The organism is Flavicella sp. (genome assembly GCF_037132785.1).
Lineage (GTDB): Bacteria > Bacteroidota > Bacteroidia > Flavobacteriales > Flavobacteriaceae > Flavicella.
In genome coordinates, this window is the sequence record NZ_JBAHZZ010000037.1 from 1 (window position 1) to 12,509 (window position 12,509).

General features: G+C 31.5%; 10 protein-coding genes, 1 tRNA gene and 1 pseudogene. 3 read left to right on the forward strand and 9 right to left on the reverse strand.

What is annotated here, in order from left to right:
• Positions 1–217: 217 nt before the first annotated feature.
• The 6 genes from V5787_RS02210 to nhaB all read right to left on the reverse strand — a co-directional run bounded on the left by V5787_RS02210 (position 218) and on the right by nhaB (position 5,155).
• Positions 218–295 (reverse strand) — tRNA-Val (locus tag V5787_RS02210).
• A gap of 55 nt (positions 296–350) precedes the next feature.
• Positions 351–1,571: a folylpolyglutamate synthase/dihydrofolate synthase family protein gene (locus V5787_RS02215; protein WP_336891653.1), complete on the reverse strand. Its 1,221-nt coding sequence runs from the start codon at positions 1,569–1,571 to the stop codon at positions 351–353.
• Positions 1,572–1,597: 26 nt separating this feature from the next.
• Positions 1,598–2,434 carry an energy transducer TonB gene (locus tag V5787_RS02220; protein WP_336891654.1) on the reverse strand — a complete coding sequence of 279 codons (837 nt, stop codon included), beginning with the start codon at positions 2,432–2,434 and terminating at the stop codon, positions 1,598–1,600.
• A gap of 6 nt (positions 2,435–2,440) precedes the next feature.
• Positions 2,441–2,833, reverse strand: coding sequence for a biopolymer transporter ExbD (locus tag V5787_RS02225; protein ID WP_336891655.1), 393 nt, complete (start codon positions 2,831–2,833; stop codon positions 2,441–2,443).
• Positions 2,834–2,842: 9 nt separating this feature from the next.
• Positions 2,843–3,532, reverse strand: coding sequence for a MotA/TolQ/ExbB proton channel family protein (locus tag V5787_RS02230; RefSeq protein ID WP_336891656.1), 690 nt, complete (start codon positions 3,530–3,532; stop codon positions 2,843–2,845).
• A 156-nt stretch (positions 3,533–3,688) separates the two neighbouring features.
• Positions 3,689–5,155 carry a sodium/proton antiporter NhaB gene (gene nhaB / locus V5787_RS02235; RefSeq protein WP_336891662.1) on the reverse strand — a complete coding sequence of 489 codons (1,467 nt, stop codon included), beginning with the start codon at positions 5,153–5,155 and terminating at the stop codon, positions 3,689–3,691.
• Positions 5,156–5,508: 353 nt separating this feature from the next.
• Here nhaB and V5787_RS02240 point away from each other — a divergent pair, with 353 nt between their 5' ends.
• Both V5787_RS02240 and V5787_RS02245 read left to right on the forward strand, forming a co-directional pair.
• Positions 5,509–7,122 carry an MFS transporter gene (locus V5787_RS02240; protein WP_336891657.1) on the forward strand — a complete coding sequence of 538 codons (1,614 nt, stop codon included), beginning with the start codon at positions 5,509–5,511 and terminating at the stop codon, positions 7,120–7,122.
• A 117-nt stretch (positions 7,123–7,239) separates the two neighbouring features.
• Complete coding sequence (locus tag V5787_RS02245; RefSeq protein WP_336891658.1) at positions 7,240–8,622, forward strand: GH1 family beta-glucosidase; 1,383 nt, start codon at positions 7,240–7,242, stop codon at positions 8,620–8,622.
• A 17-nt stretch (positions 8,623–8,639) separates the two neighbouring features.
• Here V5787_RS02245 and V5787_RS02250 read toward each other — a convergent pair whose 3' ends face one another.
• Together V5787_RS02250 and V5787_RS02255 are read right to left on the reverse strand one after the other, a co-directional pair.
• Positions 8,640–8,786 (reverse strand): hypothetical protein, encoded by a 147-nt coding sequence (locus V5787_RS02250; protein ID WP_336891659.1) that lies wholly within the window; start codon positions 8,784–8,786, stop codon positions 8,640–8,642.
• 50 nt (positions 8,787–8,836) lie between these two features.
• Complete coding sequence (locus V5787_RS02255) at positions 8,837–9,265, reverse strand: hypothetical protein (RefSeq protein WP_336891660.1); 429 nt, start codon at positions 9,263–9,265, stop codon at positions 8,837–8,839.
• Between the two features lie 308 nt (positions 9,266–9,573).
• Here V5787_RS02255 and V5787_RS02260 point away from each other — a divergent pair, with 308 nt between their 5' ends.
• Positions 9,574–12,342 (forward strand): P-loop NTPase fold protein, encoded by a 2,769-nt coding sequence (locus tag V5787_RS02260; RefSeq protein ID WP_336891661.1) that lies wholly within the window; start codon positions 9,574–9,576, stop codon positions 12,340–12,342.
• Positions 12,343–12,360: 18 nt separating this feature from the next.
• On the opposite strand, the pseudogene V5787_RS02265 reads toward V5787_RS02260, so the two are convergent.
• Positions 12,361–12,509: pseudogene (locus V5787_RS02265) on the reverse strand (IS110 family transposase); the annotation flags it as partial.

The window sequence follows — 12,509 nt, forward strand, 5'->3', positions numbered from 1 at the left end:
TAAATCACAAATGCTATCTGCAAAAGTAGGTGTTATTTGTAGTTTCATGGCTTGAATATACATCTTAATAAGCTAACAAACAATGATTTATATCCTAAGTTTGGATGTTTGTTTTTGTCATGTACCTTGCAACGGTCTTACACCGTTTAAATATAAAATTGGTGTAGTTTTTATAAAAACAAAAAAGTCTACACGAAAGTGTAGACTTTTTAAATCTTGGTGGGCAATGAGGGATTCGAACCCCCGACCCCCTCGGTGTAAACGAGGTGCTCTGAACCAACTGAGCTAATTGCCCTTAGCGGTGGCAAATATAACATCTATATTCAATGCCACCAAACTTTTATTTAAATTTATTCTAATATTTCTGCTATAACAAAAGTACTTCCTCCAACATAAATAACATCATCAAAACTTGCGTTTTCTTTAGCGGACTTATACGCCTGACTTGCAGAATCAAATGCATTGCCAAACAATCCAAAATGCTCCGCACTCTTCTTCAACACACCTACTTCTAAACCTCTTCCTAAATTTGGTTTGCAAAAATAATATCTAGCATTGTTTGGAAATAACGGTAATACCGAATCTAAATCTTTATCATTCACCATCCCTAAAACAATATGTAACTGTTTGTACTCTTCATTAAGTAATTGTCGCATCGTATATATCAATCCTTCTTTGTTATGTGCCGTATCACAAATTGTCTTAGGAGCTTCACTTAATACTTGCCAGCGGCCTAATAACCTTGTGTTTTTCACCACATTCATCAAACCAATTGTAATACAAGATTTATTGATTATATAACCATTGTCCTCCAAAACATTTAAAGTTTGTAATACTGACTTGATATTGTGTTTCTGATAACTACCTTGTAAATCGGAAAAATAATCACCTTTAATCAAATCGGAAGCTAAAAACACTGGAGCGTTTTTTTGTTTTGCAATATCGGCAAATACAGGATAAGTCTCTTGTTGAAATTCACCTATCACAACAGGTATGTTTTCTTTAATAATTCCACCTTTTTCAAAAGCTATTTTCTCCAAAGTATCACCCAAAAATTGAACATGGTCCAAACCTATATTAGTAATTAAGGAAACCTCCGGTTTGATAATATTCGTTGAATCTAACCTTCCTCCTAGTCCAACTTCTATGATTGCAAAATCAACTTTTACGTCACTAAAATAATCAAAAGCCAAACCGACAGTCATTTCAAAGAAAGATAAATAATTTTTTTCAAAAAAACATTTATTTTCATCTATAAAACGGACTACTTTTTCTTCTGGAATTTCCTTTCCATTTACTTTGATTCGTTCTCTAAAATCAACCAAGTGTGGCGAAGTATACAAACCTACTTTATATCCGGCCTCTTGCAATACAGAAGCCAGCATATGACTGCATGATCCTTTTCCGTTTGTACCAGCAACATGTATCGACTTAAAATTATTCTCAGGATTTCCAATTTTATCAACCAAGAGCCAAGTATTAGATAAATCTTTTTTATAGGCAGCAGCCCCTTGCCTTTGGTACATAGGTAACTGAACAAACATCCAGTCTAAAGTTTCTTGATAATTCATAGTCTAAGTAGTATTCGAAAAAGAATTTATTCCGACAACGAAAAACGATATATTATACGTCCTACCTGCCTAGAAGGAGCTTCGCTATCAGCGTTCCACTTTGTTCTTAAAGCGGCATCTTTCGCTGGTTTTAATAAACACGGAGATGTATTTGTACTTCCCTTAACCCCTGCAATTGCTTTGATTACTTTTCCTGATTTATCCACTTCAATACGAACAACCACGATTCCTTCTTCATTGCAATCTGGTTTAATTATAGGTCGAGACAAAGGTGATCTTCCTGATAGATTGTAATTGCCATCACCTCCAGAGCCAGCATTTCCATAATATTTAGATGAATTAGGGTCTCCCAACTCATTTCCTTTTAAGCCAGTTGTATCATCATCTCCTTCGCCTGTAGAAATATCTCCATCAGATTTGTTTCCATTTAATAAATTAGACAAAGCATTTTGAGTTTCTTCGGAGGGCTTCGGAGCTTCTTCAACCACAGGTTTCTCAATTTCTTTAGGTTTCTTTTGAGGTTTTGGAGTCACTTTTTTTACGACCTCCTTCTTTTGAATCACAGGAGCTTCTTCGCTGTTTTGAGTGACTACGTCTTCTATAACTTCTTTTTCTAGAGTTTCTTGCTGTTTTGTTACTTCTTGTTTTGGTTGTGCAGGCTCTGGCGAAGATTTAATAGTTTCTTGTACTATAGGCGGACCGCTCCCAATATCAGATGTTCCGAAATTAATTGCAATTCCATATTCTTCTGGAGGATCTACATATTTCATTCCAAAAAACAACATCAACATCAATATTGATGTCATAAACACAATCGTAATTACAGCTGATTTCCGTTGATGGTTTGTTTTTAGATATTTCATAATACACTACATGCCTTTAACAGCAAGTATCATTTTAATCTTATTACGATTTGCTATATCAATAACATGCATAATTTTTTTATAAGCCACATCTTGATCACCTCTAATAATTAGAGTTTTTGATTGCGAACTAGCAAATTGTGTTTTTATTACGCTTTCCAAATTATTTTCGGAAACCTCATTACCGTCGATATAAAACTTTGACTCTTTTGTGATAGAAACAGCAATAGAACCTTTGTTCTCTGTTTTACCTCCAGCTTTTGGCAACAGTACATCAATAGCGTTTACGGTTACCAAAGTAGATGTCAACATAAAAAATATGAGTAGCAAAAAAACAATATCAGTCATTGAAGACATATTAAAACTTGGATCTACCTTATTTCTACCTCGTATATTCATATGCTATTTTTATACTGGTTCATTTAAAAGGTCCAAAAACTCAACTGTCTTTGCCTCCATTTGATACACTACTTTATCTGTTTTAACCACTAAATGATTATATGTTATATAGGAAATAATCCCAACGATCAAACCGGCTACCGTAGTAGTCATTGCAGTATACAAACCATCTGACAGTAGCTTAATATCAATCTGCCCACCTGCATTTGCAATTTCATGAATAGAAATAATCATTCCAATAACCGTTCCCAAAAACCCAATCATTGGAGCAGCTCCTGCAATGGTAGCTACCACACTTACATTGGTTTCTAATTTATAGATTTCTAATTTTCCTGCATTTTCAATTGCAGTATTTATATCTTCTAAAGGTTTGCCTATCCTAGATATTCCAGTTCCGATTAAACTTGCTACAGAAGTTTCTACATTTGCACATAAAGATTTCGCAGCCTCTAAATTACCACTAGCTATATGATCTTTAATTTGGTTCATAAAATCTTTATCTATTTTACTTGCTGCTTTTATAGCAAAAAAACGTTCAAAATAGATATATAAAGAAACGGCTAATAAAACCAATAAAATTGCGATAATTATTTGACCTCCAATCCCTCCCTCCATAACTAACTTATAGATAGACAAGGTTTTTTCCTCTGAAACGATTTCATCTGTGTTGACGATAGCTTCTTGAAACAGTGATAACATATTAAAAATATTTTTGTTAAGTCTTATAAAAAACGAAAATACGAATAGTAAATTGTATTTAATTTAATTAATTCAGAAATATTTACTTCCGCTGTTATTTATATCAAAAAAGGAGCCATTCATATGAATGGCTCCTTTTTTTTGAGTAAACGTAAATTACAATACCAAGTTCACCATAATATATCCAACACCTCCTAATACGATTGTATAAGGAAATGCCATTTTAACCATTGTTCCGTATGACAAATTAATCAATGGAGCTAAGGATGATGTTAACAAGAATAAAAAAGCAGCTTGTCCGTTTGGAGTTGCAACACTTGGTAAATTTGTTCCTGTATTAATTGCGATAGCCAATTTTTCAAAATGTTCTCTAGAAATTTGACCAGATTCAAATGCTGCCTGAACTTCACCAATATATACTGTTGCTACAAATACATTATCACTAATTGCAGACAGAACACCATTTGCTAAATAAAACAAACTCGGTTGAGATTCTGGATCTTGCTGCAATGCCCAATTGATAATTGGAGTAAACAAATGCTGATCATGAATCATCGCTACAATAATAAAAAAGACCACAATCAAACCTGTAAAAGGGAGTGCTTCCTGAAAGGAATACCCTAATGCATGTTCGTCAATAATACCTATAAAGGCTGTCTGAAAAACAATCAAACCTAAGCCCATAAAACCAACAGGAGCAGCATGAGTCGCCAAACCGACAATTAACAATACCGCTGCAACACCTTGAACAATCAGAGCGTATTTCTCTTTGGCCGTTCTATTTTCATCTTCAGCCTTTGTATACTCGTCAATAATTTTATTTACAGCATCAGGTCTCCTTGCTCCAAATCCAAATGTACCTGTCCATTCTAAAAGAACCGTTGTCAACATACCGCAGAACAAAACAGGTATAGTTATAGGTGCCATTTGTAAAAAGAACTCAATAAAATCCCAACCTAATCTCTCACCAATTAGTAAATTTTGAGGTTCCCCTACCAAAGTACAAACACCTCCTAGTGCAGTTCCTACTACACCATGCATTATTAAACTTCTTAAAAAACTTCTAAATTGTTCTAAATTTTCTCCACTTAATTGAGTCTTATCAATAACTCCATCTCCATCATAGTCTGATACTCCTGAATGAATCTTATGATATACTCCATAAAAACCTACCGCAACACTTATTAATACAGCCGTCACTGTTAAGGCATCTAAAAAGGCAGATAATATAGCTGACATAAAGACAAACAATAATGATAAAAGAATTTTAGATTTTATCTTTGTAAATATTTTACTAAAAATATACATCAATAGAGGTTTCATAAAATAAATCCCTGCCACCATAAACACTAGCAATAATACAACCTCTAGGTTTTGTTCTACCTCATGATACGATTTACTCGGAGTAGTTAGTCCTAATAACAAAATCTGTATCGCCAACAAACCTCCTGATTGTAAAGGATAACATTTTAAAGCCATTGCTAATGTAAAAATAAACTCAGCAATAAATAACCAAGCACTAACTGTTGGATCAATAAAATAAATCGGAATGTTTATAATTAAAAAGAAAATCATTGTGATTTTGAACCACACTGGACTTTTACCTAAGAAACTTTTGAAAATCATAATTGTTTTTTTTAATGCCTAAACTACTAAATTCTATTAAATAACCCAATACTTTAAACTAATTTCTTTATGCAATGCATTTTTTGTTAAAACAAGCCTTTATGAGGTCAGCAGATAGTCTCATAATATTAGTAAGTTCCTCAAACCCACAAGTATTCCCTCAGGTTATTTTAGTGCTTTTTTGTAATCTTTTATTTTACTTCTAAAATAGTTTTAACTTGTCTTTTTAAGTTGTTTTAATTTTGAAATTCTAAAACGTTTGATTTATTTAATCCTTTAATAATTTAAGTAGGCTGGCGAATTAACCATACATTTATGCTATATTTGGTTTTCTAAAACCTAAATTACTGATGAATTCCACAAACAAAATCTCTCTTAAAGAGAAGATTGGCTACGCCTTAGGTGATGGCGCTGCAAATATTGCATGGAGAGGAGTTGCTACCTTTTTGTTTGTTTTTTATACCGATGTATTTGGATTAAAACCGATAACAGTTGGTATTCTAATGTTAGTAGCAAGATTTAGCGATGGCATTAGCGATGTTCTAATGGGGATTATTGGAGATAGAACAAAATCTAAGTACGGTAAATTTCGCCCTTGGATTCTGTGGACAGCTGTTCCATTAGGAGTCATTTTATCGTTGTTATTTACAAGCCCAGATTTAAGTTCATCAGGAAAAATCGTCTATGCTTATATAACTTATATTTTCTTCACACTAATCTATACAGCAAACAACATTCCTTATGGGGCATTAATGGCGGTAATGACAGGTGATGATAAAGAACGGACAAGTATAGGTTCTTTTAGAATGGTTGGTGCCTTTACAGGAGGGATGCTAGTTCAGGGTGCATTACTGTTTTTGGTTGCTTATTTTGGAAATGTAAGTCCAACTATCAACATATCACAATTAGATGAGGATACGTTTAAAATAGAAGTTGTAGCCTCTAAAGATGTTCAAAATGTAAATATCAAGACAGAAGACGGTATTGCACAATTTGTTTGGAACGATGACTCTTTAAGTGCTGATAAAAATATAGCAACAGGGAGTAAGAGTTTTAAAATGGTAGAAGATGAAACATATTCTTTTATCGTTACAGGAGAGCAAAATTTATCTGAAGCTAGTTTTGTAATTATAGATCAGCAAAAAGGATATAGCAAATCCATGTATTTAATGGCAGTCTTTTTAGTTCTGTTCATGTTTGTTACGTTTTACACAACCAAAGAAAGAGTACAACCACCTAAAGAACAAAAAAGTAATTTAAGAGAAGATTTAAAACAGTTATTTACAAACAAACCTTGGTTGGTATTACTCGTTATTGGCTTGTTATTCAACATCTATAATTCCATCAAACAAGGAATTACTATTATTTATTTCACCCATTATTTAAACGATCAATTATTAGCAGCTTCTTATTTAGTTGGATTGATGTTGGCATCAATTGCAGGGGCAATTATCACAACATCACTTAGCAAAAAATTCGGAAAACGAAACTTATTTATCTATGCCTTGATTTTTTCTGGAGGGATAAATGCTTTGTTGATGTTTTGTGGACCAGATGACATCACAGCTATTTTCATCATCGGTTTGATCTCAGAATTTGGAGCAGCAATTTTGCCAACGTTATTCTTTGTAATGTTAGGTGATGCAGCAGATTACTCTGAATGGAAAAATGGACGAAGAGCTACAGGATTGATATATTCTGCAGGTTCTTTTTCTATCAAATTTGGAGGCGGAATTGCAGGTGCAATCATGGGGCTAATTTTAGGACTATATGGCTATAACGGACAAGATTCTTCTTCTATACGAGGAGCTATTCCTGGTATCACAATGCTAATGAGCTGGATACCTGCTGTTGTTGCTATAATTGCAGCAGTATTAATGTCTCGATACCCATTAACAAATAGTAAAATGTCTGAGATAACAAAAGAATTAAATCAAAGACGATTAGCAGAAACTACAAATTAATTTTAGTTTGATAATCATCAGTGGTTTTCTGTCATACTGAGCATATTGAAGTAGATAGAAAATTGTACCTGCCTTGTCGAAAGACAGTGCGAAAATAAATTACAAATAGAATATAATATGAAAAAATTTCCAGTAGATTTTATTTGGGGTACAGCTACCTCTTCTTATCAAATTGAAGGAGCAGCTTATGAAGGAGGGAAAGGACCGTCTATTTGGGATGCTTTTTCTGGAATTCCAGGAAAAACACACAACGGTGAAACAGGAGAAATCGCCTGCGATCACTATAATAAATTCAAAGAAGATATTCAGTTAATGAAAAACATGGGAGTAAAAGCCTATCGTTTTTCTATTGCTTGGACGCGTATTATGCCAACAGGAAAAGGAAATATTAATGAAGAAGGTATTCAGTTTTATTCTGATTTAATTGATGCGTTATTAGAGGCTGATATTACACCTTGGGTTACCTTATATCATTGGGATTTACCGCTAGCGCTTCAGTTAGAAGAAGACGGCTGGTTAGGGTCTAAGATTCCAGATTATTTTGCAGCCTATGTTGATGTTTGTTTTGAACGTTTTGGAGACCGAGTAAAAAACTGGATTACTTTAAACGAACCTTGGGTGGTTGCTATATTAGGGTACGGGCAAGGAGTGTTTGCACCAGGAAGAATTTCTACTTCAGAACCTTATGAAGCTGCACATCAATTATTATTAGCACATTCGAAAGCTGTGCATGTATATCGCGATAAATACGCCCATCAAAATGGACAAATCGGAATTACCAATAATTGTGACTGGAGAGAACCTCTGACAGATAGTGACCTTGATAAAGAAGCGGCAGAACGCGCTTTGGAATTCTTTTTAGCATGGTTTACAGATCCGGTGTATCTAGGAGATTATCCGCAGGTAATGAAGGACCGTTTGGGTGATAGATTACCTACTTTTTCTGAAGAAGAAAAAAAATTGATAAAAGGAACATCAGATTTTTTTGGACTGAATCATTACACAACTATGTATGCTGCACACGATGATGGTACAGAAAAAGAACGTTGCGTGTATGGTAACGGAGGTATCTCAGAAGACCAAGATGTAGATTTATCTTTAGATCCAAACTGGAATCTAACCTTAATGAAATGGGCAGTGGTGCCTTGGGGCTGTAAAAAATTACTGGAATGGATAAGCAAGCGATATGACAGTCCAAAAATTTATATTACAGAAAATGGATGCGCCTATACAGATAAGCTAGTTGACGGTGAGGTTGATGATCAATATAGATTAGATTTTTACAAAGGATATTTAGAAGCGTGTAATGAAGCCATAGAAAACGGAGTGAATTTAAAAGGATATTTTGCTTGGTCTTTTATGGATAATTTTGAATGGGCCTCTGGCTATGATAAACGTTTTGGATTGCATTATGTGGATTTCAAAACATTAAAAAGAATACCTAAGAAGTCAGCATATTGGTTTAGAAAAGTAACGGCTAATAACAGTGTGGACTTTTAGAAATAGTAGAAACTAATTTAATCAATCATTTGGATGTTTATTTGGTATAACTCTGCTTTAGACGAAGGAAATGATAAATTACCAGGTAAACTGTCCGTGTTTATTTGAGCTGTTAAATAATTAATTGATGCTAGAGTCATTATAATCAATAATGATTTTTTCATATTTATCTTTTTTTTATTTACAACCAACATATGATAAATTACTCTAGTCGTTAAATAAACCTATTCTGAAATTTTTCATAAGCCTCTCCAACATCTTCCATAATTACTTCCCAGTCATCAATTATCATTAAAGCAAACTTATTTGTAGTCCGTTTAGAGTAATATATGTCTGCGGTAAAATACCCATAAAAGTTGCCCTCTGAATCCACCAATATAGGCGGATGTAAAGCATATTTATTAAATGGCGAATTGTCACTATATATTCCACTATAGTTTCCGTGTTCATTCCATATACAATTCGAATTATATTTTGACCCATTATCACCATACTCATTCCATATAGAACTACTTTTATACTTATCACAGTTAAGACATCCAAGAAAAACATCATGGTTGTTACCCCCATAAATTAGTAATGATTGTGAGCTAACTGACGTGGTAAAAACCAGTCCTAATAGAAGAGTGAAAAGTATTTTCATTATTTTTAATTACTTACAATGGATTTACATGAAATTTGTGTGCAGTTTTAAAATCGATAATATATTTAGACTACCACTAAGCTTCTAATTTATTTATGTTATGTTTTTTGTCGAAATAAAAGTAACAAATAAGTTCGGAGTGGTTGATAATAAATTTGAATTATTTTTTTCTTTAGATGAAATAAAAAACACAAGCAAGTGATTTTAAAGAAAAACTTTCTGAAATATGGAAACGATATAAAATTGCTTACATCACACTGGTAGGGACATTTATTTTATTTCTGATATTCCAATTTCTACCAGATGAGTTGATTCAAAACAACTACATAAAAAAGAGTTTTAATATTTTAAAAACATTGGCTCCAATTAGTAGTTTTATTGGAATTGGAGGTATTCTCTTACTACTATTAAAGAAGCCATTTGAAAAAATAGCTGAATTAATATTTTTCAGAAACACGGTAAAGAATTTTACAGAAAAAGCGAATTTTTCACCAGAACAATTTGAAGGAATTTTCAATGATATATTATCAAAAATTAAAGATGAAAAATATGTAATTGTTTTTGACAATATTGACCGATGTGAATCTCATATGGCATATGAAACACTTTCTACAATAAAAACATTTATGGATATTAATAATTGTTTTTATATCATACCAGCAGATGATGATGCGATAAAAAATTATTTGTCAAATTCTTCCATAAATCAAAAGAATACTGATACATCATTTGAAAGGAAATTTACAGAAGAGTTTATTGACAAAATTTTTCAAACATATGTGAGAATTCCAACTTTAAAAGAAGTTGAAAGAGATAGATATATCAAAGAACAACTAACAAAAATAGATTTTCAAGACATATTAACTGATGAAGATATTGAGACAATTACGCAAATTCTATATTTCGCATATAAAGGAGAAAGCCCAAGAAATATAATACGATTTATAAATGATTACTCAACATATTTTCAATTAGCATTGAAGTCTTTGCCTAAATTACTTGAAAATATAATGTTGTTTACAATAATGATTGCTATAAAACAGAAATGGTATCATTTTGAAAAAATATTACTTGAAAATCCTGATTATTTTGACAAATACCCGTCAAATAAAGAGCTTTTGAATAAGATAGAACATAACAACATAGAAGATTTAAAAAGATTTTTAGATAGTATTCAATCATACTACATTCCACAAATAAAACACCTTTCTATTGATGAATATATACACTTTAAAGAAAGTGAAGAATCTTTTAAAATATCGGATATCTTAAAAAACAATAAACCAGAAGAAATAGAATTAAATGCCGAAAACATTAAAATATTAATTCGTGAATTTAAAAAAATAGTCAAAATAAAAGGTCAATTTTCTGTAAATGGGTTTATGACATTTGCCAAATTATTTTATAATAGTAAGAAACATAAATTATCTAAAAATATTGTAATTGAGTTTTGGCTTGGATTTATTCAAACTCCAAAAGAACAAATTAAATCTATTTTGGGAGAGTTATTAGAAGAGAATACACTAACAGTAATTATTGAATCATTAAATATTAAAAGCTTAAATGCTCATACAAACAGTATTGAAAATATAATTATTCATTATTTAAAGGAGCCTATTGAAAATGATTCAGAGTTTGAAGAATATGAAAAAGTTTTTGAAATAATAATAAGTAGTGAATATAAATTCACACCCAGTTTATTAAAACAACTATTTGGTCAATGGAAAAAGGAAAGTCTATATTTAAATTCACTTTTAAAAATTATTAGTGAAAAAGAAAAAACAGATTATTTACCAAGCAATGTATTAAGACAACTAGTCGATTCCCCAATTGAAAATACTTCGTTAGAATTGTTAAATAACTGGAGTAATAAAACCATTTCTAAACCAATTGGAATCAAATTATTCGAAGTTATCTTAGAACGAATAAAACAGAGAACTTTTGCCAATAATCCACAATTAGCACAACAGAAACCGAAAATTGAGCAAGACTATGGGTTAATTTTACTGTTAGATACTTCTTTTTCGGAAACATCTAAAATAGATGAGTTTATTAATTCTATGTCAAATTTGATAAGTAGAGTATTCCAATTTTCAGCCAACCAACAACCATTATTTGAATTAGGTGTAAACCTTTGGGTAGAAACCACATATTTTTCATCAACAAATAACGATTTAATAGATACTCAATTACTGAAAATATTTAATCAATATATTAAGCCAAATCCTACTGTTTTACAATTATTGAATGAAAAAGTTAAATATTCAAACGATATATTGTCATTATCTGAAACTAAACAATCAATTTTCATTTCATCACCAGAATTACAAATAAAACTATATAAAGAGTTAGAAAAAGAAGAATTTTCTAATTTTGATTTAATTACATCTACCCCAATTGAAAATAATCATATTGCAGTTCTATTGAAGCATTTGAAAGAGAATAGCATCGATATTAATAACAACAAATTTTCTGGATTTATATTAGAGAAGATAATTAAAGAGTTGATTGATGAAAAAATAGACATAACTGAAAAACTCATTTATCTCCGTGAAACATTTGATTTAAAAGATAATAAACAATTAATTCTTGATTATAAGAACGGAATAATTGATTATTACAAAAATAAATCACCAAATGCTTTTAATGTTCTTAAAGAGTTTAAAGCATTCCTTTCTTACAGTGAATTTTTTAATAACATACTTAAACCTATCATAAGTTTTATCCATTCCAAATTAGGTCAAGGTGAAGAGATAAAAGCTTATGTCCAAATAGCAGAATTAATTGGGTCAACTAATAACAAGAAAGATATTGAATTACTTTATTCAGTTGCTAAACAATGCGTAGAAAAGAGTCAGTCAATTGAAGAAAATTATTTTGGAATAAGTATTATAGAAAAACTATTCGAAAATATTTCAGACGAAAACAAGGATGAAATTAGTGTTTTGATAAGTAATAATGATAATTACGAACATTGGGGAGAAGAAATAATTGATGGATTAACAAAAATCGGTATTATTTCAGAGAAAGATGATAACGAAGAAGAAAACCCAGCCCCTAACAAAGAACTGTGGTAAAAAACAATTAAATTTTGATTAATTCACTTGTAAAGTACTTCTATAATTTTGATCGTAAGGAATCCTAGATTTAGCAATTGCAAAGGCTTGTTTCAAGAGCTTATTACAAACCGCTATTAACGCTAACTTTTTACTCTTTCCCTTTGCTACAATCCTATCGTAAAGGG

Coding starts and splice junctions, on each gene's coding strand:
- V5787_RS02215 (WP_336891653.1), bottom strand. CDS start 1,571: ATGAATTATCAAGAAACTTTAGACTGGATGTTTGTTCAGTTACCTATG.
- V5787_RS02220 (WP_336891654.1), bottom strand. CDS start 2,434: ATGAAATATCTAAAAACAAACCATCAACGGAAATCAGCTGTAATTACG.
- V5787_RS02225 (WP_336891655.1), bottom strand. CDS start 2,833: ATGAATATACGAGGTAGAAATAAGGTAGATCCAAGTTTTAATATGTCT.
- V5787_RS02230 (WP_336891656.1), bottom strand. CDS start 3,532: ATGTTATCACTGTTTCAAGAAGCTATCGTCAACACAGATGAAATCGTT.
- V5787_RS02240 (WP_336891657.1), top strand. CDS start 5,509: ATGAATTCCACAAACAAAATCTCTCTTAAAGAGAAGATTGGCTACGCC.
- V5787_RS02245 (WP_336891658.1), top strand. CDS start 7,240: ATGAAAAAATTTCCAGTAGATTTTATTTGGGGTACAGCTACCTCTTCT.
- V5787_RS02250 (WP_336891659.1), bottom strand. CDS start 8,786: ATGAAAAAATCATTATTGATTATAATGACTCTAGCATCAATTAATTAT.
- V5787_RS02255 (WP_336891660.1), bottom strand. CDS start 9,265: ATGAAAATACTTTTCACTCTTCTATTAGGACTGGTTTTTACCACGTCA.